This is a genomic window from Bradyrhizobium sp. UFLA05-109, assembly GCF_054185165.1.
Map to the genome: position 1 here is coordinate 36,038 of NZ_JBBIAR010000058.1, position 24,079 is coordinate 60,116.

The following is a 24,079-nucleotide window of genomic DNA, read 5'->3' on the forward strand; positions in this document are numbered from 1 at the left end:
TTCGAGACGATCTTCCATCAGGACCTCAACGGCGATGGTACGATCGGCCTTGTCGGGACGACGATCGAGGCACTTGGTGCGACCAGCCTGGTGCAAGTTGGGGCCAACTATGATCTTGAGCCGGTCGGGAGCAACAGCGGACCGGTGCTGAAGTTTGGGGGGCCAGCGCTCACGGCCGGCCAGTTTGGCAGCTATTGGACCATCCTAGGTGCAGAGGCTGTCAGCGGCGGCTACGACGTCGCCTGGAAGAATACCGCCACCGGCCTCGACAACATCTGGAGCACCGACAGCGCCGGCAACTATGTCACAGATCTCCTCTCGAGCGCCTCGCCAAACAGCGGATCGCTGGAGTCATTCGAGACGATCTTCCATCAGGACCTCAACGGCGATGGTACGATCGGCCTTGTCGGGACGACGATCGAGGCACTTGGCGCGACCAGCCTGGTACAGGTTGGGACCAACTATTATCTCGAGCCGGTCGGGAGCAACAGCGGACCGGTGCTGACGTTTGGCGGGGCGGCGCTCACTGCCGGCCAGTTTGGCAGCTATTGGAGCATCCTCGGTGCAGAGGCTGTCAGCGGCGGCTACGACGTTGCCTGGAAGAATGCTGCCACCGGCCTCTACAACATCTGGAGCGTCAACAGCAGCGGCAGCTATGTCACAGATCTCCTCGCGAACGCCTCGCCAAACAGCGGATCGCTGGAGTCATTCGAGACGATCTTCCATCAGGACCTCAACGGCGACGGTACGATCGGCCCTACTTCTAGCTCGAGCGCCGCGGATGCGCTTTCCCAATTGCTGGATCAGCATTTCCAGAATGATTTCCGTTTTGTCGACGACCTGAACGCTGGGGCGCTCGCAGCTACGCCGCCCAGCCAAAGCGATAGCTCACCACTCTATCGTGTTGCGCACGAGAGTTTCGTGTTCACGCCGACACTTGACCAAAGCGGCCTCCATCTCGGAGACTCGAGGGATGCAGTTCAGTTCGATAAGGGTGCTGATCTGAGATCGGTATTGGCCATCACTCACGATGATACGTCCGTCATGGACGCTCCTGGTGACGCCATCACCCTCCAGCATTCTGCAATTGCGCAGTTACTAGCGCATCAAGGCAATTTTCATTTCGTCTAGGGGATACTCGTCACGACTTAAAGGCAACCGCCTCCGTAGGAGGCAGAACGACCCAGGTCAATCCGTTACGGTAAGACGCGGGACTGAAGCTCCCGCTTAGCGATCCGGGCCGGCTTGCGCCTGTGCCTTCGGCTCATCCGTGATCTGCAGCTCCGACAGCTCGAGCCCGAAGTCGCGCTCGTAAAACCAACTCTTGTCATCCTCGACAGTCATCCGGATCGTCTGGACGCGGCGTCCGGAGATCTCCGCGAATTCCTCCGTTGTCGTGATCGAGGGTGACAGCAGGAAACCCGCACGGCCGAGGGCGGGCACGATCTGATAGCTGGCCGGCAACCCGTCGGCGTAGACGATGTTCAGCATGACCCGCGGGGCCTTGTAAAGCGCGCCAACCAGGCGCCCTAGCAACGTCGGCCGAACGTCGACGGTTGCCCAGGTACGCACCGCGGGATCGATCTCGAGGACCTGGTCGAAAGCGAACCGCCCTGTCCTGATGGGCCGCAGTGAAAACGATAGCGGCGCTGCCCGGCGCTCGTAGACCAGGAAGCGACCGGTCGATTTCAGGCGATAACGCGACCAGATCTCCGGCCAGGAGCGACCGTCGTCAGTCGATGGGTAGCGGTCGTTGACACGCTCCTCTGGCCGGATCTCGAACAGGATGAGGCGCGGAGCTCGCTGAGAGCGCAGAAAGGCGGCGTCCTGCTCGGCCAGCCTCTCGGTATGGGCATTGAGCGAGAGATAGGCTGGGCGTGGATCATAGGTCAGGCCGGGCTCGGCGAGGACGACGCCCGTCTTGCGGGGATAAACGTCGGCTGTCCCGGCAAGGCCTTCCGGCAGATCGGCGAGCCGCCGGATCTGCTCGCGCAGGCGTTCGCCGCCCGTGGCGGCGTAGTCGTAGTTGCCGCTGAGCGCGCCAACCATCGACGCCGCGTGATCGCGTATCGAGTGCAGGGGCTGGAAGTTGGTCCAGCACAATACCAGGCAGCTGGCGCCAACAGACAGCGCCGCCGCGGCCCGCGACCAGGCGGAGCCGACAAATCCAATCAGCGTCGCCGCAAGCACGACCATGATCACGGACTGCTCGATCTGATTACCGCCGAACGCATGCTTGAGATTGACGAGCGAGACGCCGGCGGCGAGCGCCGTCAGCATCAGGCGGTCGAAGAGCGGCCCGCGCGAGAGCAGGCCGACGGCGACGAGCCCGGCTGCGGCCAGGTACGTCACCGCCACCGTCGCGGGCCCGTAGGGCTGCCAAAACCCCTTTGACATGGCGTCGCTGTAGCCGCCCGACAGATCCGCCGATGCCTGCAGCCACACGGCCAGGTTGCCGATCTGCTGCCCGGCGAGCAGCCAGCAGCCCAGAACACTCACGGCGAAAAACAGGCTCAGCGCCGGCACCTTCCCGCAGCGGACGTCCCGCAAACCGATCAGTCCAAAGACGCCGACATAGATGGCCGTCAGGCTGAACTTGACCAGCGCCGCGGCGCCGAGGAACGTGGTCGCTGCGTAGAGCAGCGCAGTGAGCCAGCGCGATGGCTTCGGTCCGGAAAGGGAGATTACGCCCACACATAGCGCAGGCGCGATCCACAGCGCCTCGGTCCAGCCGATCGCCCATACGGAGGCGTTTGCGAGCGCGAGCATGAGGGCGAGCGCCCGGGACCAGGCGCGATCGAAACTGCGCCACACCACGGCGATCAGGAGCGTAGCCGTTATGCCGGCGAAGACGGCGTGGAAGGCGAGCAGCGGCTTGACGTGCTCCGGATAGATCGGAAACGAGGCTAGCAGGCCGAGCGGCCCGTAAGTGAAGACAACCTCGGGTCCCCACTGCGCCCCCTGCCGCAAGAGTGCCGGCTGCGCCATCGCGAAGGCGAGATCGTCGGAGAGATCCCCGAGATTGCCGAGCAGGTGATTAAAAGGTGGCCAGGGCGGAAGGCCGACCACGCACAGGACCACCAATCCGCAAGCGAGTAGAGCCGCTGTCACCCTACCAATCACACAAATCTCCTGACCGCGATCCACCCGCTTATAACTGCGAAACCCGCGAATGCAATCGATGTAGAATTGTGTTGACACTACGATTTGCGGCGCCGGTAACTTTACTGCCTCAATCGGCGGGCGCACACCATGAGCCCCTGGCGGTTGCCGTTCCTGTGCGATCGGCGCCCGCGCTCATCATTTGAATGGGACGGGAGGTTCTTCGGCCTCCCGCTTTGTCTCAGCCCTTGCGCCTGCCGTGCGATCCCTGAATAAGTCCTGTCCACTTCGGGAGAATTGACTATTGTCACGTGAGTGCCGATCACACTTGGTCGGATCGTGTGGACGCGAGAAGGCGCACGGCTTCGTAAAGGAACTTTGGATATGCAATTTATGCGTCGTTTGATGGCGCGCTCCTCAACGGAAGAAGCGCCCCCGGCAACACCGAACCTTGAGCATTTCGCTTGGCTTCTCAATAGCGCTCCGTCCACACCGCCGATGCCGCTTGTTCACACACCCTCCGCAGATCATGGGAACGATCTTCCCTTGGTGGCGCGCGTGATGGCATCCTATAAACATGCGTTTGATCGGCATCGTCCGGCGACAGATTCCATGTGGGAGCGCGATCTTACGATCATAAAGAAGGAAATTCATGACGCGCTCAATGGATCGGATATTCAAGAAGCGGCAAAGCTTCTGCGCAATCCAGCCGAGACCACATTCTTCTGGGGCTTTGACGCCATCGCAAAGGCACCGCCTGGATCTGTAGAGCCACACGAGAACGTAATCAAGCAACTGAACAAATCAGAAGATTGGAAGTCGCTCTATTCGTTGTGGCTAATGAACGGGTTGACATCTGTTGCAGAAGCGCTCGGAACTCGCCGCGTTCCCTACCTCGAAACCGAGCCACATCAAGTGGGCGTGCACGAGAAGGCGGCACGAACGACTGACCAAATCCTTGATCAGATCGAGGCGGCCCTCAACGTCAATCTAGCGTTTCCGAACCCATTTCCTGGCGAACTCGGCTTACCGTCGAGCCGGGGAGTAGTTGGCTTCCGTTCCGTTCACGCCATTTATCAGGCATGGCGGATCGCGCAGATCGCAAAACAACGCCCAGACTTTAGGGTCTTGGAAATCGGCGCCGGCCTCGGGCGCACGGCCTATTTCGCAAACCTACTTGGTGTCAAAGACTACACGATCGTCGACATTCCCTTGAGTAATGCAGCTCAGGCCTATTTCCTAGGACGCGTGCTTGGCCCGGATTCTATTCGGCTCAGCGGCGAAGATGGAAGCGCGCAGATCAAAATCATGTCTGCGGGCGATATCGGACCAAGCGCCGGCCGCTTTGACTTGATCGTCAACATCGATTCGTGGACTGAAATGTCCCGCGACACCGCAGAGGCATACTGGAAGTTCGCGCGGTCAGCCACGAACACTGTCCTTTCTATCAATCACGAACACAATGACTTTACGGTCCGCGATCTATATTCAAAAGACGCAGACGTAACTGCAACTCGTTTCCCATATTGGACACGACGTGGCTACGTCGAAGAGTATTTGACCTGGTAGCTTGGAATGGCGCCCCTCTTCGGGGGCCAACCGCAGGGCGAGCGCTGCGGAATGAACGCGAGGTCCGCAGGAGTACTGAGTGCGGTATTACCTAGCTGCCGCTTGCCCCTCAGAAATTCAGCTTCTTGAATATGAACCAGGGTAGACGGGAGATGACGAAAGCCACTCCCGCCCAAAACCCAGGAAAGAAACGCGCTCCAATGTCGTCATGCGCGTTCGCCATTACATAATTTGCGACTTTTGCAGGCGAAACGGTCGGGAACAAGAGACGCTGGCCAAACGATTGTTGACTTTCGACATAGCCAAGCCGAACGAACTGAACGAGCAGGCCGGTGCCGACGGTTAGATGGCGTAGACTTTCAAAGTAGCTCTCGAGCCCCCGCTTCGCGGACGAATAAACCACGTTGGCCTTCCTTCCGCGACTGGCGGCGATCGAACCGAAACCGACAATGCGCGCTCGTTTCTGTTGCAAGAGCCGTGGCAAAAAATACGCCGTAACTGCCATCACGACGGTCAGGTTGGAATTCACGATCCTCAGCGTGTCATCCGTATTCAGAAATCCGACGTCGTCTCGCCGCGATGCTCCAATCGGAAAATAGAGCTCGTTGATCTCACCGAACTTCGAAGTGGCCGCCGCAATCCGGTCCACACAATCCGGCGGAACGCTGGCATCAGTGGCGACCGTTTGCACCTCGACGCCGTGGACCAATCGAAGATGGGCGGCGAGCGTATCGAGATCCTGCGCATCGGTTGCCACCAAAAGCAATGCTGTACCACGCATCGCAAGTGCGTCGCAGAGCGCCCGTCCTACACCCGCGGATGCTCCAACTACCAGCGCCCTCACAGGCCCAACCTTTCCGACAGGATGGAACGAAATAGGCGCTTAGGGTCGAGCGCATGAAGCATGCTGCGGAATCGATCGGCTTCGGGATAGCAGGCGTCGACCACAGCGCGGGGCAAGCGCGAATCCTTGATGATATTCGGCAGACCGCCAAGCGCGATGACTCGCTCGTCGAGAAAAGCCATCAACCGATCGGCGGCTTCACCGGCTGGCACATTCAAGGCGAGGCAAATGCCTGTCCCGGTAAAGCGGAGCAACTCCCGCGTTCCTACGAATGCCTTCGCCGATGACAATGTGATCGGCAGAGGCCGTTCACGGACGTAAGTTCGAACTGATTCGACATAGTCCTCAATTGCCTCGTCAGGAAGGATCGCCTGATACTCCCGAAAGCCAGCGGCACCGAAGAGTTGAAAATATAGCTGCGTTTTGTGAGCCGGAAAAAGCGCATCCTGCAAGGAAATGACCTGCCCCTGTAAAGTAGACTTTTGCCGCCGTCGAAACTCCAGGTTAAGGCCGCGGGCTGCGATCGCACCGATGAAGGAAACTGGCCAGCGACCGCGGCTTTCGGATGACAGCACTGGCGGTTCGTCGTCCGGCACGGCCAATGCGCCACCCTTGTCGACGAACCTGCCCTCAAACAAATAGCCGCTTCCAAAACTGGCCTTCGATGACGCCATATCGTGCCATGTATAGGCAAAATCGGCGTCGCGCGCGGCGAGCCGAAGGCGATCGAATCCTTCTGCGGCATTGGCAAACGGCACGGCGCGCATTTCGACCCAAGTCGCCGGCGCCGGTGAGGCACGAAGCCGCGCCCGGATGATGTGTCCTGTAAGTCCGTAACCACCGCAGGTCAGCCGAAACAGGTCCGGATCTTTCAGCGGAGATAGCTCGAGCATCCCGTGGGACGGATGCAGCAAGGTTATCGACTCAAGCTGGTTGATAAACGTGCCATCGCGACTCTGGCTCTTGCCGTGGACGTCGGCGGCAATACATCCTCCCACCGAAATTCGGCCGTGCCCCGGCTGAATCGGCAGATAAAGCCGGTGCGCGGACAGGAAGCGGTGCAGTGCATAGAGCGAGATGCCTGTCTCGACCTCAACGACATGGCTCGCGGAATCGAAATCCGTCACGCGATCGAAAGAACGGTGCGAGACCGATAAACCATCTTGCAGGAAGCTTGCCGCTGCATAAGAAAGCCCAGAACCTCGCGAAATGCGCGGTGTTTCCGTCAAATCGCTCCGCCAATAGCGATAGCGATCTGGCTGCTGCAACTGCCCCCGAGCACGAATGCGACCATCGAAACTGACGAAATCCTGGTCCGCCCGCGGCGCGTCGGATACCTTGGATGGCGCGACCTGCCCGCTCGGACCAGTCACCACGACCGCGCCTTCAGCGCGTTGAGCTTGGACGGCACGCCCCAAAACGCCATCGGCTCGTAATCGGGATAGGGGAAGTGACCGCGGCGTAGTTCAATCTGACTTGATCGCAAGCGCCGATGCTGTGACACCAGATCCAACACCGAGATCGGCGTTCCACTGCTGCAGTTAATAACACCATTGCAGGCCAATGGCATCTCAAGAGCCAATGCGAAATTCTCGGCCACCGCATTGATTGGCAGATAATCGCGGAGCTGATCGCCTGCGGACATATTGAAGAACGGCGCGCTTCCGTCAATTGCGCGATCGAGGTGCGCGAGTAGGCTGTTTGGGTTTTGTCCCTCGCCATACATGTAGAACAGCCGCATCCATTGCAGGGTGAACGGCTTTTGCTGCTGTAAGAACTGCAGAGATTTCCGCAGAGAGTCCTTGGCAAAGCCATACGCCGTGATCGGCGCGGTTGCGGCTTCTTCGGTCAGTGGCCCGTACTGCATGCCATATTCAAGACAGGTGCCCGCTACCATGATTTGCGACAAACCCGCGTCCACGGCTGCTTCGAGAAACGCCAAGTCAGCAGGGAGATTGCGGCCGAGGTGAAAGAAGTCGCGATAGTTCGGTAGACCGGGCCAAGCCAGATGGATCAGCGCATCGGGCCGAAAATCCCCCGAAACTACTGGTCGGAAGTCGCCGTGAAGGTCGCAAGAGATAAAGTGGACCTGCGTAAACCACGGCATCGACCGTGCTTTGTCGGCATCGCGGGCGACGGCGGTGACGGAATGACCTTTGGCGAGCAGCGCGCTGACGACATGCCGCCCGACAAACCCCGTCGCGCCCGTCACCAGAACCTTCACGGCAGAACCTTAAGTTCCGGAACGGCGATGACGAATTTGCTGCCTGTTCCCAAAACCTGCTTCTGCTGCTGGACCACCTCGTCGGCGATGTTCCAGGGAAAGATGACAACCCAATCGGGCCTAACCTTTGCAAGTTCGGACGGCGGCAGAATAGCGAGATGATTGCCCGGCATATAGCTGCCTTGCTTTGAGATCGCGGCATCGCAGACGAAACTCACGAGGTCGTGCTTGACCCCCGCATAGTTCATCAGCGTATTCCCCTTCGCCGCAGCACCATACGCCGCGACCGATTTACCTGCGCGCTTTTGGGCAATCAAGAATTCGACAAAATCATCTTTGACCTTGTCCGCCTTCTGCTGAAATCCCTTGTAAATGGCTAGGTCACACAAGCCATAAGCATTCTCCTTCTCCAGCGTATCCAACACGACAGACCGTGTCTTCCGCGGGTCGCTTTCGTGGCATCCGTAGACGCGCAGGCTACCGCCGTGGGTCGGCAGCTCCTCCAGATCGAAAATACGCAGCCCTGCCTTTGCAAATATGCCAACGACGGCGGTTAAGGAAAGATAAGAAAAATGCTCATGATAGACCGTATCGAATTGGTTGAACCTGATCAGGTTCATCAGATGGGGAAACTCGAGGTTGATCGTACCGCCCTTTTTGAGTGCGATCCGAAGGCCATCCGTGAAGTCGTTGATATCAGGCACGTGCGCGTAGACGTTGTTACCGCATATCAGGTCGGCCCGTTTGCCCGCTTCCGCTAGCTCCGTCGCCGTCGCCACGCCGAAAAACTTGCGCAGCACGGGAACGCCAATTTTTTCCGCTGCGTCGGCTGTGCTGCTGGTGGGCTCGACACCGAGGCATGGGATCCCGGCTGCAACGAAATTCTTCAGCAGGTAGCCGTCATTGGAGGCGACCTCGATTACGAAACTGTCTCGGTTCAACTTGAGGATGTCAGTGATCTTCTCCACGTAACGCGCCGCGTGCTGCAACCAACTACGCGAGGTCGAGGAGAAATAGGCATAATCGCGAGAAAACAATTCATCGGCCGCCGCATAGTCCTCCGTCTGGACCAACCAGCATTTGTCGCAGACGTAGAGCCGCAGCGGGAACGTCATCTCTGGCGCTCGCAACTGGCTCGCCGAGAGATAGGCGTTCGATGGAGGAGCGTGACCGAGATCGAGAAAAACGTGTTCGAGTTCATGATGGCAATGACGACATTTCATACCGCTATTCCTTCGAAATTCTTGTCGAGAAGCGGATGATGGAGGTCCCTCTCGGACAGGTCGGTCGGTGTCAGTGGCCAATCCACGCCAATCATCGGATCATCGAAGCGAACTCCGCCTTCTGCTTTAGGGGCGTAAAACGCGGTATGCAGATAAAGCAGTTCGGAATCCGGCTCTAGCACCTGGAAGCCGTGGGCACATCCTTCCGGGATGACCAAGGCACGGCGATTTTCTGGCGTGAGTTCGAGCGACGTCCATCTTCGGAACGTTGCCGAACCCTTACGCAAATCGACAGCAACGTCGAACACGCGCCCCCTAAGGCAGCGAACAATCTTCATTTCCGCATGTGGAGGGAATTGAAAATGAAGCCCCCTGAGCGCGCCCACGCTTCGGGTGACGGATTGATTCATCTGAACGATCGATCGCGATCCGATGATGTCCTGTTGCTCGCGCGCGCAGAACAGCCTGGAGAACCTTCCGCGCTGGTCTTGGTTGGCCATGCTCTCGGCAACCCAGACACCCTCGATGCCGGTCTGCTCGAGCTTCATGAGGCCTCCCCCTCGGCCCACGCCAGCTTCCGAGCGTTAGCGCGTGCCACATAGCGCGCGAGTTGCGCACGGCTGAGGACGTCGCCTCGTTCGAGCCAGGCTTGATACCATTCGGCAGTGGCACTTACACCTTCGTCGAAGGTCCACACTGGCTGCCATTGCATTCGCTGACGGGCCTTGTCGCTATCGACCTGAAGCAGATGCGCTTCGTGCGCTTGAGCCTGACCGGGGTCACACCATTCCGCGGCCGGCCATTGCCGCTTGATTGCGTCGAGGACCTGCCGAACTTGGCGGTTGCCTTCCCGATCGGGTCCGAAATTCCAGGCCTCGGCAAATGTGGAATCGCGTCCGATCAATTTCTGTCCGAGCATGAGATAACCCGATAGGCACTCGAGCACATGCTGCCAGGGTCGCGTTGCCGTTGGCGATCTGATCTCCACGGGCCTACCGTGCTGGATCGCTCGCACCAAGTCCGGAATCAGTCGATCTTCCGACCAGTCGCCACCACCGATCACATTGCCAGCGCGCGCCGTGGCCAGCAGCGGTGCGTCAGGCGAGTTGAAGAATGATTTCCGGTAGCTTGCGGCAACCAGTTCGCACCCAGCCTTGGACGCGCTATAGGGATCATGCCCCCCTAGACGATCGGTCTCTCGATAACCCCAGACCCACTCGTTGTTCTCGTAACACTTGTCGGTAGTCACGACGATGATCGCGGTAAGGCGCTTAGCCTCACGACATGCCTCGAGCACATTTGCGGTCCCCATGACATTGGTGGCCCAAGTCTCAAGGGGCGCGCGATAGGAGCGGCGCACCAGTGGCTGAGCGGCCATGTGGAACACGACCTCCGGATCAGACTCCCGTATCTGATCACGTAGCGGTCTCTGATCGCGAATATCGATGAAGTGCGACTCGATATCGAGGTTTAGTTGGCCGAAGTGGTGGGGATCGGTCTCCGGCTGAAGTGCGATTCCCGTGACCTTTGCGCCTAGCTCCTTGAGCCACAGGGTCAGCCAGCTTCCCTTGAAGCCGGTATGTCCAGTAACCAGCACATGGCGGCCGTTGTAGATATCGCCGAACATCATCACCAAATCTTCCAGGGCGCCCTTCCTGACGACCACAATTCCTCGAGATGATTTTTATCGCGAAGCGTGTCCATTGCCTGCCAGAAGCCGCTGTGTCGATAGGCGGACAATTGACCCTCGGCAGCCAGCCGCTGCAGGGGTTGCTGTTCCCATACGGTGTTGTCACCGTCGAGATAGGAAAGCACACCAGGCTCGAGCACGAAAAAACCGCCGTTGATCCAGGCGCCGTCGCCAGCCGGTTTTTCTTGGAAATGGTGAACTGTCTCGTTTTCGATGTGCAGAGCGCCGTAGCGGCCGGGTGGCTGGATCGCGGTCACCGTCGCCAAGCGCCCAGCCTCACGATGCTTGGCGATGAGCTCCGAAATATTTATATCCGCCACACCATCGCCGTAGGTAAAGCAGAACGATTCGTTGCCGAGATAAGGCGCGACCCGCTTCAGGCGACCACCGGTCATGGTGAGTTCGCCGGTATCAACCAGCGTCACGCGCCAAGGCTCGGCGAACTTTTGATGTATCTCCATGCGATTTTCGCGCATGCTGAACGTAACGTCGGACGTATGCAGGAAGTAGTTGGAGAAATACTCCTTGATGACGTAGCCCTTGTAGCCAAGACAGATCACGAAATCATCGATTCCGTGCTGCGAATACATCTTCATGATGTGCCAGAGAATTGGCTTGCCGCCGATTTCAATCATCGGCTTTGGCTTGAGGTGGGACTCTTCGCTGATCCGGGTACCCAATCCACCGGCGAGAATGATCGCTTTCATCTTGTCTCCCAGTCAATTCGAGAGCGGAACCACCGCGAATGCGCCGGCGGCATAAGGCGTTGCGTCCAGATGTATGGACCAAGCAAGTCCCTTTATTGGGGGCAAATGCCGAAAACCCTTATCGGCACGCCCGGCCAAAATCAAGGAAATCTGGGCCATACTGGATAGACCCCCACCCCCGCCGCAAAAGGAGAGCCCGGCGCGGCGCGAAATCGTGACGTCAGGTACCAACCCGCCCCCCGCGGCGCCGTTCTCGTTCACGACACTGCCACCGAACCTTGGACGTGCGTGTATCGGCGATTCACGACATAGTTTGGCCGCCCGAGGCCATTCTTGTAGGATCGGGCCACGTAAAGCGCCGTGAACGCCGCGGTAAATCCGAAATACGTGCAGCCGCACAACAAGTTTAGCAGCAGCAGCCACGGGCTTTGGGTCAAGATGTATGCAGATCCCAATATAGCTGTGAGCAGGAGCCACCACGGGAGCGCATAGATTGGCAAGCGCAAGGGTAATGTGGTCGATGACAGGATGCCGGCGATAGCAAAGATCGTCATTCCCACGAGATTGTAGTTTGTCTTCCCGGCGATGCGGCGTTGTCGCTTGTACGGTAGACCGATCCGTTTGTAGCCGATCCGCGAGATCGACGCACGGATGAACGGGAACGAGTTGTGATCGTTCACAATGGCGTCGCGAACTTCGGAAGTAAGCAACGAGAACTCGGCCATGTACAGGATGATATCTTCGTCCGCCAGCAACCGCACGACATGGTAGAAAAACTTGCGTAGCGCCTTGACCGGTCGAGCCTCCTCGCGATCGACTCGCGCGCCATAGACGATGTCGAAGCCCTTCTCATAATAGCTTACAAAATCCAACAGCATTTCGGGCGGGTCTTCGCAATCGACGTCGATAAAAGCGATCACCTCGCCCTGCGCGTTGCGCAATCCGCACTCCAGCGAACGCTGGTAGCCGACATTGGCGCTCAGCGTGATCACATAGACAAAGTCATATTGAGCGCGCAGCTTGCAAATTTCGGCATAAGTCCCATCCGTTGAGGCATTGTTGAGAAACAGCAGCTCGACGCGATAGCGTGCCGAAAGCTGCTCGATGACCGGCAGCATCCGTGCGAAGAACAACGGAACGACAGTTTCCTCATTATAGACAGGGCAGGCAATCGTAATGCGCGGTAGCGGCCGATCGTTGTTCACTTCGCATACTCCGTCGTCAATTCCATGACGAAACGCCCATGCTGCGCTTCGCCATCGTCTGATAGCAATACTGGCTGACCGCTGCTCTCGACGGGTTCATAGAGCGGCAAACCGAGGGCGGTAGAGTCTTCGCCGGTGCCCGACAAAGCCAACTCGTAGGTCCGCCCCTTGCTGGTCGCGCCATAGGGAATTTTGAGGATCAGTGGTGCCCAATCCCGCGCCCCGCCGGCTTCGACATCGCCGCGCGCGAGCGGCTCCTGGCTTCCGACTTCCGACAGTTGCCAACTCACGATACCCCTTGTCGCGTTGCCATTTGGCGTGACGAATTTCAAAGATAACCGCTTGAGGCCGTCATCGGCGGCGACGAAGCGCTGCTTGACCGTCCGCGCGCCAGACAAATACACGGGCTTGCTGAATCGGCCTACTGGAGATTGCGCTTTAACATAGGCCCGATTGCCGTAGGGCCCCAGTTCGAGCAATTGAAGCTGGCGTTTCAGATAGGTCACCGCTTCCGGGTTAGGATGTATGAAGCGATCCTCAGGAACCGGATCGAGTCCCCAGACATAAGCCTGCGCTAGACTGCGGTTGAATTCGTGTGCGTCGGCATAGACTCGCCATGCCCGGCCGTAGCTTACGAACGCCGCGCAGGCAAAGAGGCCTGCCAGCACAAAGACGATACGGCGCGCAAGTATCGAGTGGGCTTGTTCACCCCACCATCGATGCGCCAGAGCGGCGCCGACATAATAAACCTGACCGAGCAACAAATAAGAGCCGAACATGGTGTAGCGGCTGGCATTTCCGTTGGCCACGCCGTACTCGTCAAAAGTGGCTCGCGCCCAGCCCGTCGCGACTGCCGACAGCATCGCAAAACCCGCGAAGCCAAACAGAACCATCGCAGCCGGATGGCGCTTGCGCAGTCGCGGCAACCCATCCAGGCTCAGCACTGCGCAGGACGCGAGCAGAATGCAGCCGCAGATTACGTTGGTCGCGATCGAGATCGGCAAGTGGAACATACTGCGATATGGAAACCAAAGCAGTCCGCCGAGGGGAGCACCAAGATATGTCAGAAAGAATTCCAGCAGTTCCAACAGGCTTGGGTGCGTCGGACTACTCTCCATTTGCATGCCCGGCAGATAGCAAGCCGATGCAACGAGCAAATTGGCCACCCAAAACACGGCGAACCGGTCTGGCCGCATTAACTTCGCCGCGGACAGCTGGAATGTGACGATGATAGCGACGAAAGCAAAAAAGCCATTGGTCAACGTAAACGCCGCCAGCCAGCAACTGACCGCCGCAACAACATGGCTGCTCCAAATCTCTGGCCGCGTAAACACCAATAAGAAGCTCAGCGCGATGAAGAAGTTGGTGGCGTCGAGCTGAAACATCATCGACCACCAGTGATTATTGTGGCCGACTGGCGAAAACAGGATGAGCGAAACCGACAGCAGCGTGACCGGAAACACCGCGTTCGCTTCACCGATCAGACGGCGCGCCAACAGGACGAAACTGGCAAACGTCCCAAAGATTGACAGATAGAGATAGATGTATTCCGACCGGACATCCCAATCTGTCGCAACAGCGTTCATTAGCATCACCAGTCGATAGACGAACGGTCTGGTGTGATTGTGAGGCGCCCAAAGACTTGAGACGTGAAAATTGCCCTCTCGCCAGGCGGCAATCCAATGAATGAGCTCGGTATGATCCCAGAATGGTACAGTGATCGCGGAATACTGGATTGCTAACAGCAGATAAACCGCCGGCACGGCGCTGAGAGATATGAGCAGCCAATATCCTGCTTTGGGAGATACCAAAGATCTTGAGGTCATCAGTCAGTGTTTCCAGGTGAACGGCCGCATCGGCCTTTCAAAGAACGAAGTTGCGAGACCTGCCATAGCGGACAAGCGCGCGGGAAGCGGCGGAGTTTTGGGCTGCCGGCCTCGCCGCGTAATGCAGTTTCAACGCTGTTAGCGCACGACCACGAATCAGAGGCGAGAAGCCCGCAGTCCAGCCTCCCGCTGCAAGTCCCGCACTCATCTGCCACACGATCGTCGCGTGATTTGTTCCCGATGGCAACGGCCATAGCCCTGCCTGTTTAAGGGCCGCGACACGGAAAAACGCCAGCGCGGCGCCGGGCAGGTCCACCGCCTGCGTCTTCAATGCCAACGAATATGGCCCGCCGTCTGTGGCGGTGCGGCCTATCCAGGGTCCCTCCAGTTCGCCGCTCGTGTTTCTCATATAGCACCCATCGACGATGACGTCGTCTGCATTGACGACGTTGCCGCCAAGCACGCCTACGTGCGGGTGCAGCTCAAACAGACGCGTCGCCTCAATGAAGACACTTCTGCTATCGATGGACACACCATCACTGGCGAACACCATGATCGCATCTTGATCACAAGATATCTGGCCGCCCGCAAGTGCGTCGCCATACCAGATAAACTCAGGCAGATCGCCTGGCCGCCGCTCGATATAGAGTTCGCGCGCACCGCGGCTCTCGGGCCAATCGGCAATCGCAAAATTCCGCGGGTTCGTGCAGTGCGCTATCTGTCTTTCAAGAATGTATCTGACCGATTCCAGCTGACGCGCGTCGCCTTCGGAATTGTTGGTGGTCGAGCCGCTGTGCTGCCGCCAATGATAGAGAATTTCAGGAACATGTTCGATACGTCCGCCCATGTTCGCGATACGGGAAACGCTGTCCCAGTCCTGGCACCAATTCGCTCTCACGTCGCTATAGACTTCGGCGGCAATAGCAGCTTCGCGCTTCATGGCGCAGAGATGCCAGATGGTAGAATTGTCTAGCGATAACAACGGATCATAAGCTCCCCGCAGATAGGGCGCAGCCGGCCGGCCCGCGATGAGCGCGTCCTCGTCCGAAAACAGGAAATCGGGACGCCCCTTCTCGTCGATCTGGTGAGCCAGGATCTGAATGGCATCATCAGTGATTAGGTCGTCGGCATCGACTGGAACGACATAGTCGCTTGTGGATGCCTCGAGCCCACTGCGCAGCGCCGCAACAATTCCGATTGCTTCGGGCTCGACGATCACCTGCGCACCCCAATCGCTTTGGGCACGCCGATGGATCCTCGCGAGCGCGGCCTCGGGCATCGGTCCATTCACAATCAACAGCCATTGCGAGGGTTTCAGAGTCTGTCGGCCGATCGAGCGCGCTAACTCGTCGAGTAGCTCAAGGTCACTGCCACTGTAAACCGGCGTCACGATTGAAACCGTCGCTGGGTTGGCCGGCGTCGGGTAGCGCGCGTGGCGCATCCTCAAGTCGGTTGTCAGCCAGTCTTCATATCCGAGTGTGCGCTTCTGCAGGGCTCGCAGGTGGTCAAGGCGCTCCTGATCCGAAACGGCGACATAGGCCGTGTCGTGGGTCAAACCGAGTCGCCGCGAGTAAAACCGCGTCTCAGGAACCTGTGACCAGAACCGCGACAACCAGTGCGCGGTATCAGTCTTGGAAGCGACCGCCGCGTCGGCTCTCTCTAGGCGGCCAACCATGAATGGCGAATAGACCACTCGCTTGCCTGCCTCTGCTGCCATCGCCCCGAGCCAGGGACCGAGCATTTCCATCCCAACGACTTCGCGCCGCATTTCAACCAGGCACTGCCTTAGAAACGATGTCCTGACCACACAATGCGCCGTCGAAACCGCCGAAACCGAATGCGCCTTCCACATGCGCGCGCCTTCGCCGGGGTCGGTCAGCGGGCGTCCCCGCTCCGGACAATCGCAGCCGTCGCCGAAGCCGAAAACGCGTGGGCCATCGACGATCACGGAGCCATCATGTAACCGGCCGCCGACCATCACCGCATCGGTGAACAATTCAAGGAGCGCCATGGCGTCCCAGCGCCACTCATCGTCGAGCGGCAAGACGTCGGGCCATCGCAAATGGATCAGATCACTGCCGATCCCATCGACGGCATCAGCGAGATCAGCAAGGCTTCCGCGCCCCAACACAATCGCCGTTGGGTCCTCTACCGCCTTCACGGCGTCATTCGCTGCGCCAATCACAATCGTTTGGATCGATTGCTCATCCGATCGCTTTCGCCGAAACCACCAGTCCACATTGTACTGGAACAGCGGACTGTTCACGAGTTCGATATTCGTTGCGCCGGAGCGATCCAGAAACCTCTGCAGTGTCCGACGGTGTGACTCGGTAATGTACGACTTCGATTCGATGTTTCCGGATGTCGATGCAGTGTGCATCCGCCAACTGTAAAGCACTTCCGGAACATGCTTCGGCTCTTTGCCGGCGAGCATAAAACGGATGAAGCTGTCCCAGTCGTGACAACCTTCGGCAGAGTTATCGCTGTACAAGCTAAGCTCGATTGCCAGTTCCCGATCGATGGCACAAAGGTGAGCGATGTAGCATGAGTGAACGAACAGCACGGGATCCCAATCCGGCTTGAAATACGCCGAAGGAAATCGCCCGGAATCCAGCTTGTCTTCATCGGTGAAGAGCAGAGCGGGATAATTGTGATCCTCGATGAATCGAGTGAGAACGTGGACGCAATCGGGCTCAATTAAATCGTCGGAATCGAGCGGCAGAATATAACGACCGGACGCCCGCTCGAGGCAGTACCGCATTCCACCAACGATGCCGAGATTGTTATCAACACGCTCGAGCCGCACGCCGGGATGTCGCGCAAGCCTTGCGAGGGCGTGGCGAGTCCCCTCCTCTGTGGAGCCGTTGTCAAGGATCAGCCATTCGAAATGCCCCCCCCCGTCCTGAAGAAAAACGCTATTGCCAAGTTCTTCGAGAAACCGAGGGTCGGTATTGTAGGCCGTGGTTACGAACGAAATCAGGCCGGGCGTCTGGTGGTACGTTCCATCCGAGCGACGACGAGCGAGGCTCGTCTTGCGATATACTTCATAGTCGCTCTTCGGCGAGTACGGCAGGCCTGGCGCAGCAAACTGCGTCATTTCCTGCACGGACTCGCGGATGCCCTCGAGCCGCGCAATCAGTTTCGAAGCTATTCCGCTTAGGCTCTGATCCCAGTCAGTTGGTAGTTCCATCGCGCCAGAGGGATCGTAACTCGGTAATCCGCAATTAATCCGCCCTGCTGCATTTATAACGGCCTGCCCGACGCTTTCAGCAGTAGGCTCCGCAACGATGATATTAGGCGAGAACGCCCGCAGGCGCTCCGCCGTCTTCACCGAAAAGCTGTTGGTGACGACCAGCTTCCCCGAAGCAGCCATTTCCAATGGCGGATAGCTCGGATGGGGCGACAACATTAGCGATAGCATAAGATCCGCGGTACGGACGCGTTGGGCATATTCATCAAAACTCATCCATGGCAGCGGATTGAGCATGACGCCTTCGCCGAGCGCAATCGGCGGAATCTTTTCGCCCATCGCCCACACTTCCCAGTTGTCTTTGTCGATGGCGCCAGACGCGACCGCCCGACGCAGCGCGACTAGACCAAGTTCGAACAGATTGCGGCGGGCTATGCTTGGTCGCGCATAGAACAACAATACTTTCTTGCCAGATGGTGGAGAAGCGACGGGAAAATAATGGCCGCGATCGAGAGCCGGATTGAACCATAGCGCATCGGCCACAAACCCAGGATCTGCGAAGCGTCCGGCGCCTTCCTGGACCAAATGATCGAGCAGGAGTCGAGTATTGATCACTGGGATATGCGGCAGACCGTAGGTTTCGAACGCGCGCGCCTGAAGGGTGGAACCTTCGTGTAAAATCGGCTCGAAATCCTGAATCAGGTAAATGAAAGTCCTGTTGACCGTCTTAGCAACAGCGTAAGTCGCAATCTGCGCAGTCCACCATGCAGTTGCGAAAAATACGTCGCGAATGCCGATCGAGATCGGTTTGGTGCGGTTGAATCCATCGACGATCTCAATACGATCCCTGTCGACCGGCCGGTTTAGTAACCTCTCCATGTACGGGAACAAGGCGGCATCTTCACCCTCCAGCGGCGCATCGCACGCAATCAGCCGAATGCGTTCCCCGCGCTCCGCTAGCATGGATGCGAGCAGCAGCGCGGTGATGGGACCGCCGGACATGTGCTTGAGGCGGAGGCTCGGCAACAGCACGTTGACGGAGGGGCGAACGGCGAGGTCGTCGGCCACTTCGAAATTGAGCGGAGGGCTCAGATGATAGCCTGGCACCTGCGAAAGGAGCTCAGCGTCCAGGGTGTGGAAGTTGGCTTTCGGGTTGCCATCCTGGAGCACACTCGAATAGACGTCGAAGGAACTGATCAGCCCACGGTCACGAATATATTGCCCGATAGCGCGACCCAGCTGGGTCTGCCTCATGTGCTGTTGATAAAACGCCAAACCGCGCCGCAGAACGAACTTGCGAAGACGTTCGGCTGTCGCCGAATTGCCATTTGAAAGGGAGCGCCTGAGCGACTTCACGCGCGCGCCCAGTATCGGACGAAGACTGGAGATCCGGGAGGCATCGAAGTCCAGATTCCGCACGCCACTTAGAAGGCGCCGTGGTGCCGCCATCATGCGCCAACTGGTCGATCTTAGAATTTCATCCAGCTGATTACTTAGCTGTTCGCCTCTCTGTGTGAGATCCGAGATTACCTCGGCTGACGCGGCGAGATCGCGCTTGAGACCCGAGATGATATCGGTTGACGCAGCAAGGTCGCGCGCCATCTCAGGGAGCATCTGGTCGGGCGACGAAGACAGATTGCTCCAGATATTCTTGGTCTGGTCGAAGATCGGGTCCAGTTTGTACGGAGTGCCGTTCCATTCCTTGTTGGCAGGAAGAACCAGCTCCGCGCGGCCGGAAATGACGCGCAGACCGAGGCCGTTCTTCGCAGCGGCCGATTTCCTCACGACGCACATCGAATTGATAAATTCGACCGAATGAACCAGCGCTAAGGTTTCTTCATCTAGCCCGCAGCCGTATTCCTCGAATATGCCGCGCAAAACTTCGCCACGGGCCTCGGGCACTCCCCAATGCTCATGGTTGATGACATCGGCAAGGCGTTTGAAAAAACGGATCGAGGAAAAGGGATGGTAGAGTCCGCCTTCGAAGCGATCCCAGTAGCTGCAATGCAAATCTTCGGCGATGAAGAGGCCGTCCTCCGAAAGATTCGGAAAATAGAGAGCGAAGGTCTTGACGATATCGGTGGACAGATGTGAGCCGTCGTCGATCACGATGTCGAACTGTCCCGACCGCTGCAGAATCGACTGCTGCGTCTGCGGATCATTCGCATCGCCGATGACCACGCCGATGCGCGGATCATCATACGTCAGTACCTTGCAATCCTGATTGATGTCACAGCCGACGATCGCTTCTGCATTCGGAAAGAATTGAGACCAGATCTCGAGCGAACCGCCGTTCTGGACACCAATCTCAAGCATCCGAACGGGACGATCCCGTATCGACGAGAATAGGCGATCATATTCATCGAGATAGAGCGACCACTTGTCGGACATCTTTCCGGTGTGGCTGGCGTAGAGTTCGTGGAGCGTCCGTTTAATCATTCTTAACCTGCAACTCGACCCGCTCGAACGGAATGCCGACGAGTCCGTAACGAACCTTGCTTGAAGCGACGTTGACGATCAGCGCGTCATGCATCCAATGATGCTGGATGTTGTCATGGCGGTCCCCGTCTGCGAGGGACGCCATGACGGCATACTGCCCGTTCGGGAGCATCGGTAACCGGAACTCGAACACGCCTTCAAAGATCGTGTCCGGCTTGATGCGTACCGGTAACCGGTCAGTGAACGGAAAGGTATTCTCTCCGAATAGGTCCTGCCCCAAACGGTCGCGGATCAAAAATCCAATGACTGGCTTGTCGAGCGGACCATGTGCTTTGGCGCGGACAGTCATGCGAACACGCTCGCCGCCCTCGTAGACCCCCTCGGGACCGGCAGACAATTTCGTCAAAGAAACCGACTGAATTTCGGCGCGGCCGGTCTTCCAGCCGGTAGCTGCCTTGGTATTGTCCTGTACGCTGGCCACGGCGCCATAATCCACGATTGGGGCCGTGTGAGGGTCCACTACCGATGTTTGAGACGGCTGGTCTGACGCAACCGAGATCAACTTGGCTTCTTCGCCGTAGACTTCCTGGAGCGTGAACTGGAGGTAGCTTTCGGAAACCTCTCTGGACTTGCCGGTCATCTGGACCCGGCCGTGCGATAGCCAGATTGCCGATTCACACAGGTTCTGTACGGCAGCGGTATCGTGGCTGACGAACAGCAAGGTTCCGCGCTTTTGAAACTCCCTGATGAACCGCATGCATTTTTGGGTGAACACCGCATCCCCGACTGCGAGTGCTTCGTCGACCAAGAGAATGTCGGCGTCGACATGCGCAATAACCGCAAACGCCAGACGGACATACATGCCGCTCGAATAGGTCTTGACCGGCTGCTCGATGAAGTCACCAATATCGGCAAATGCGGCGATCCGATCGAAACGGCTGCCGATCTCGGCCTGGGTCAGACCGTAGAGCGTCGCGGCCATGTAGACATTCTCGCGCCCGGTGAATTCCGGATGGAAACCGGCACCCAATTCCAACAGAGCAGCTACGCGACCGTTGACCTTAATCGTGCCGCCGCTAGGATTCACGGTTCCGCAGATCATCTGCAGCAGGGTCGATTTTCCACTGCCGTTGCGCCCGACAATGCCAACGGTTTCGCCCTTCTTGACCTCAAAGGAAACGTTTCTCAGAGCCCAGAATTCACGAAAATACTGCTGCGGCGGCTTGCCAATCATCGTTCGCAGCCGCGGAAGCAAGGACTGCTTCAAACGATCGTGCGGCTTGTCGTAGATCTGGTAGCACTTGCTGAGATCCTCCACCTTGATCGCAGTTTCCCTAGAGGACATCGGCGAACCCTCGACGAGTCTTCTGAAACCACACAAAACCACACCAAGCGACGAGGGCACCGCCCAAAAGATAGATCAGGTACATCGACGAGTCTGGCGCCTTCCCCCAGAACAGCACGTCCCGCGCCTGCTCGATCGCGGGCGTCATAGGATTGAGGAACAGAAAACTACGATAGTTCTCCGGAAACGCATTCACCGGATAGAAGATCGGCGACAGAAACATCAGAACCGTAGTGACCATGCTCATGAATTGCGCCACGTCGCGCAGATAGACGCCCAGTGAGGCAAGGAACCAACTCACCCCAAGGATAAAAAGCAACAGCGGCAGCAAGACCAACGGAATCAGCACAATGGTGAAGTGCGGGACCCCAAACAAGACCAAATACGCAATCAACCATACGCACAGGCTCACCGCACCATGGAAGATCGCCGAGCCGAGCGCGACGCAAGGCAGTATCTCCAGTGGGAAAATCACCTTCTTCACGTAGTTCGGGTTGCTCAGGATTAGGCTGGGCGCGCGATTTAGGCATTCCGAGAACAGTGTGAATACAACCAGTCCGGGAAACAGCACCATCGCAAACTCAGTCTTCGAGTCGCTCGCGATATTCCAGCGCATCTTGAAAACCACGCTGAACACGAAAGTGTAGATGACGAGCATCAGGATCGGATTGAAGAATGACCAGAAGAGGCCAAGCACCGATCCGCGATAACGTCCGACCACTTCCCGGTGCACCAGAGCGGCTATTAGGCCGCGCCTGCGCCAAAGGCTCGTCAGCATGTTCAGTGGAACAATTGAAAAATCTTGCATCGGTCAAGAACCGCTGCGGCATCGGCTCGCAGCTTTCAAGCATTCCTGCTGAGCAGGCTGTCCGAACCGCCGAAGACGCCGCGGCGCTCCATCAGGCCGCCCGCTTCCTGCGACGCCACGACTAGCGCACCCCGATCCCGGGGCCGTCGCACCGGTGGGGAGTGATAGCAATTGCGCATGACAAATGTTCGCGCGAACGACGTGCATTCATCTCTCCAGGAAACTGCGAATATCGATTCCAGATCGATTAAGCTATTGGAATGTCAGTTGGAACCCACCGAGGCAGATCGAGGGGGCTTGTTTACCAACGTGCGCCACGCTGTACAATCAATCGCGCACAGATTGTTGGTAATATCGTACCTGAGAGATCTGCCCTATTGCACTCGGCTGGGACCTGCCGGTTGAGGTGGGCTTCTGCCGTCGCCCCAAGTCATTATCGTGAACGCACGCCTCTCGGCCGCATTCATGTTCTGGAATGCGCGAGTCTGGTTATCCTTGACGAGAAGATTGTGCTGGTCTCCAAGGCGAAATGTACCGCTATCGCCCCATTCCTCCATCGCGTACGCGCGCCCGTTAGCTCCCACCACCACCGCTTTCATGCCACGCCGAAGAATTTTCTGTGTGAGCCCGTCCGGACCGTTCTCAAACAGGTATGAATCGTTTTTGGTTTCGAGCGAATCGGGCAGCACATCGAGAAAGAGCTTTCGTTCAATCATGAAAGCATTCGTTCTGATGTGTGGATTTGGAAACACCTTCATGTCCTTCAGGCGCGCCAGCGCGCCGCCGGGGCCGATCTGATTGGCCCAGTAGGCTTCGAATCTGTCATCCAGCGTTTGGTCGCAATTGGCGCGCGACGAGCGTGCGGAGAAATAGGAGATTGCGATAGACACCAGTTTGGTCGCCAACCATTTCGGTAAGCGCCTTCTGATCGCCTGCAGCAATCGCAGCGTGCCGGCCGGATTTGGAATCCCCTTGCTCTGAAGCAGCCACCACCCCTTCTGAACGTGCTTCATGCTACTCAGAGGGCTTTCATAGGAACCGGTGGCTCCGGCGATTCCGACCTCGCTATCGGCAAACGCCGAATCGAGCTTGCGCAGCCAGCCGTCCGCCGCGATTTCCGAAAATGTGTTAAGGAAAACCACGCGACGATGCGGAAGCTGGGCGGCAGCGTCAGCATAGGCAGCGATATCGAAGCTGTCGTCCGACAGCGACACGGAATGGGGAAATGCACGCGCCAAGCTCTGGTCGAGCGCAGTTTTACGAGATGGAAAACCTTTTCGGATAACCACACGATCATGCGCAATCCCGGGCGAATGACGCTCGAAGGACTCGATGAAGTTCATGACCGGTCTTGTTCCTTCAGCATAGCGCGCCAGATAGATGACGGCCAAATCGCTGACAAATGTCGACCCCTGTCGCGGAACGACGCTGTCCTTGCCAGTGAATCTGCGAAACATCATGGATGAGAGTTACGAGACGACAAGATGGGCCTCATACGGCCTCAGCGAGGTCAACTGACGTATCGCCGACAAGCGCTCTTTCCCAGAGCCGCGCCAAGACGCCCCAGCCGATCTCTATCTGCAAAGCCCGGCGGAATCCAGAGTTGTTTCCAGCTTGCTGCTGACAGCTCACCCCCCACGTGAGCACCGTGCGTAGGCGAGCCAGCCCGGATATCGACGGCCACATCCAAGATGGCACCGCGCGAGGCGACGGAACGTACCGCACACATGGGTTACACTTTCCGCTTTTGTTCTGCGGGCGGTGTGGATGCTGTGGAAAGCGAGCTTTGTGATGGAAGAGCGCCTGCGCTTTGTCGCCCGGCTTCTGGATGGGGAAGCCATGACCGAGGTCTCTGCTGGAAGTTCGGCGCACCAAAGCCGTTAGATGGAGCGCGGGGAAAGGACGCT

15 protein-coding genes and 2 pseudogenes are annotated in these 24,079 nt (G+C 58.0%); 2 read left to right on the forward strand and 15 right to left on the reverse strand.

Translation table 11 applies throughout. From position 1 onward, the window contains the following. Positions 1-1,131, forward strand: a pseudogene (locus Q3C01_RS33170) (NF038122 family metalloprotease); the annotation flags it as partial. A gap of 96 nt (positions 1,132-1,227) precedes the next feature. Here the strand turns inward: Q3C01_RS33170 and Q3C01_RS33175 are convergent. Continuing rightward, entirely contained in the window at positions 1,228-3,123 is a 1,896-nt protein-coding gene (locus Q3C01_RS33175) for a hypothetical protein (protein ID WP_458149479.1), read from the reverse strand. A 363-nt stretch (positions 3,124-3,486) separates the two neighbouring features. On the opposite strand from Q3C01_RS33175, the gene Q3C01_RS33180 reads away from it, so the two are divergent. Then, positions 3,487-4,671, forward strand: a complete 1,185-nt coding sequence (locus tag Q3C01_RS33180) for a putative sugar O-methyltransferase (protein WP_458149480.1) — start codon at positions 3,487-3,489, stop codon at positions 4,669-4,671. 109 nt (positions 4,672-4,780) lie between these two features. On the opposite strand, the gene Q3C01_RS33185 is transcribed toward Q3C01_RS33180, so the two are convergent. The 14 genes and pseudogenes from Q3C01_RS33185 to Q3C01_RS33250 form a co-directional block, all read right to left on the reverse strand. Further along, a complete protein-coding gene (locus Q3C01_RS33185) occupies positions 4,781-5,515 on the reverse strand; it encodes an SDR family NAD(P)-dependent oxidoreductase (RefSeq protein ID WP_458149481.1) in 735 nt (244 codons plus the stop codon). Continuing rightward, positions 5,512-6,891 (reverse strand): FAD-binding oxidoreductase, encoded by a 1,380-nt coding sequence (locus Q3C01_RS33190; RefSeq protein ID WP_458149482.1) that lies wholly within the window; start codon positions 6,889-6,891, stop codon positions 5,512-5,514. The genes Q3C01_RS33185 and Q3C01_RS33190 overlap by 4 nt, the downstream gene beginning before the upstream one ends. Further along, positions 6,885-7,739, reverse strand: a complete 855-nt coding sequence (locus tag Q3C01_RS33195; protein WP_458149483.1) for an NAD-dependent epimerase/dehydratase family protein — start codon at positions 7,737-7,739, stop codon at positions 6,885-6,887. Before Q3C01_RS33195 ends, Q3C01_RS33190 begins: the two co-directional genes overlap by 7 nt. Next, positions 7,736-8,962 (reverse strand): methyltransferase domain-containing protein, encoded by a 1,227-nt coding sequence (locus tag Q3C01_RS33200; protein WP_458149484.1) that lies wholly within the window; start codon positions 8,960-8,962, stop codon positions 7,736-7,738. Before Q3C01_RS33200 ends, Q3C01_RS33195 begins: the two co-directional genes overlap by 4 nt. Then, complete coding sequence (rfbC, locus tag Q3C01_RS33205) at positions 8,959-9,510, reverse strand: dTDP-4-dehydrorhamnose 3,5-epimerase (protein ID WP_458149485.1); 552 nt, start codon at positions 9,508-9,510, stop codon at positions 8,959-8,961. Before rfbC ends, Q3C01_RS33200 begins: the two co-directional genes overlap by 4 nt. Next, a complete protein-coding gene (gene rfbG, locus Q3C01_RS33210; RefSeq protein WP_458149494.1) occupies positions 9,507-10,592 on the reverse strand; it encodes a CDP-glucose 4,6-dehydratase in 1,086 nt (361 codons plus the stop codon). Before rfbG ends, rfbC begins: the two co-directional genes overlap by 4 nt. After that, the gene (gene rfbF, locus Q3C01_RS33215) at positions 10,592-11,359 is read right to left on the reverse strand and encodes a glucose-1-phosphate cytidylyltransferase (protein ID WP_458149486.1); all 768 of its coding nucleotides are present in this window, start codon (positions 11,357-11,359) and stop codon (positions 10,592-10,594) included. Before rfbF ends, rfbG begins: the two co-directional genes overlap by 1 nt. Positions 11,360-11,616: 257 nt before the next feature. Continuing rightward, entirely contained in the window at positions 11,617-12,564 is a 948-nt protein-coding gene (locus Q3C01_RS33220) for a glycosyltransferase family 2 protein (RefSeq protein WP_458149487.1), read from the reverse strand. Beyond that, complete coding sequence (locus Q3C01_RS33225; protein ID WP_458149488.1) at positions 12,561-14,390, reverse strand: hypothetical protein; 1,830 nt, start codon at positions 14,388-14,390, stop codon at positions 12,561-12,563. Before Q3C01_RS33225 ends, Q3C01_RS33220 begins: the two co-directional genes overlap by 4 nt. Positions 14,391-14,427: 37 nt before the next feature. Then, on the reverse strand, positions 14,428-20,019 hold the full coding sequence (locus Q3C01_RS33230) for a rhamnosyltransferase WsaF family glycosyltransferase (RefSeq protein ID WP_458149489.1): 5,592 nt from the start codon (positions 20,017-20,019) through the stop codon (positions 14,428-14,430). Next, positions 20,012-21,364 (reverse strand): ABC transporter ATP-binding protein, encoded by a 1,353-nt coding sequence (locus tag Q3C01_RS33235; RefSeq protein WP_458149490.1) that lies wholly within the window; start codon positions 21,362-21,364, stop codon positions 20,012-20,014. The genes Q3C01_RS33230 and Q3C01_RS33235 overlap by 8 nt, the downstream gene beginning before the upstream one ends. Next, entirely contained in the window at positions 21,354-22,172 is an 819-nt protein-coding gene (locus Q3C01_RS33240; protein ID WP_458149491.1) for an ABC transporter permease, read from the reverse strand. Before Q3C01_RS33240 ends, Q3C01_RS33235 begins: the two co-directional genes overlap by 11 nt. Before the next feature lie 374 nt (positions 22,173-22,546). After that, positions 22,547-23,632 (reverse strand): hypothetical protein, encoded by a 1,086-nt coding sequence (locus tag Q3C01_RS33245; protein WP_458149492.1) that lies wholly within the window; start codon positions 23,630-23,632, stop codon positions 22,547-22,549. Between the two features lie 119 nt (positions 23,633-23,751). Further along, positions 23,752-23,877 (reverse strand): annotated as a pseudogene (locus Q3C01_RS33250) (dTDP-4-dehydrorhamnose 3,5-epimerase family protein); the annotation flags it as partial. Between the last annotated feature and the right edge of the window lie 202 nt (positions 23,878-24,079).

Bases quoted from the DNA above. Each gene is read 5' to 3' on its own strand.
- Q3C01_RS33180 (WP_458149480.1), top strand. From the start codon at position 3,487: ATGCAATTTATGCGTCGTTTGATGGCGCGCTCCTCAACGGAAGAAGCG.
- Q3C01_RS33200 (WP_458149484.1), bottom strand. From the start codon at position 8,962: ATGAAATGTCGTCATTGCCATCATGAACTCGAACACGTTTTTCTCGAT.
- rfbC (WP_458149485.1), bottom strand. From the start codon at position 9,510: ATGAAGCTCGAGCAGACCGGCATCGAGGGTGTCTGGGTTGCCGAGAGC.
- rfbG (WP_458149494.1), bottom strand. From the start codon at position 10,592: ATGATGTTCGGCGATATCTACAACGGCCGCCATGTGCTGGTTACTGGA.
- rfbF (WP_458149486.1), bottom strand. From the start codon at position 11,359: ATGAAAGCGATCATTCTCGCCGGTGGATTGGGTACCCGGATCAGCGAA.
- Q3C01_RS33225 (WP_458149488.1), bottom strand. From the start codon at position 14,390: ATGACCTCAAGATCTTTGGTATCTCCCAAAGCAGGATATTGGCTGCTC.
- Q3C01_RS33230 (WP_458149489.1), bottom strand. From the start codon at position 20,019: ATGATTAAACGGACGCTCCACGAACTCTACGCCAGCCACACCGGAAAG.
- Q3C01_RS33235 (WP_458149490.1), bottom strand. From the start codon at position 21,364: ATGTCCTCTAGGGAAACTGCGATCAAGGTGGAGGATCTCAGCAAGTGC.
- Q3C01_RS33240 (WP_458149491.1), bottom strand. From the start codon at position 22,172: ATGCAAGATTTTTCAATTGTTCCACTGAACATGCTGACGAGCCTTTGG.
- Q3C01_RS33245 (WP_458149492.1), bottom strand. From the start codon at position 23,632: ATGATGTTTCGCAGATTCACTGGCAAGGACAGCGTCGTTCCGCGACAG.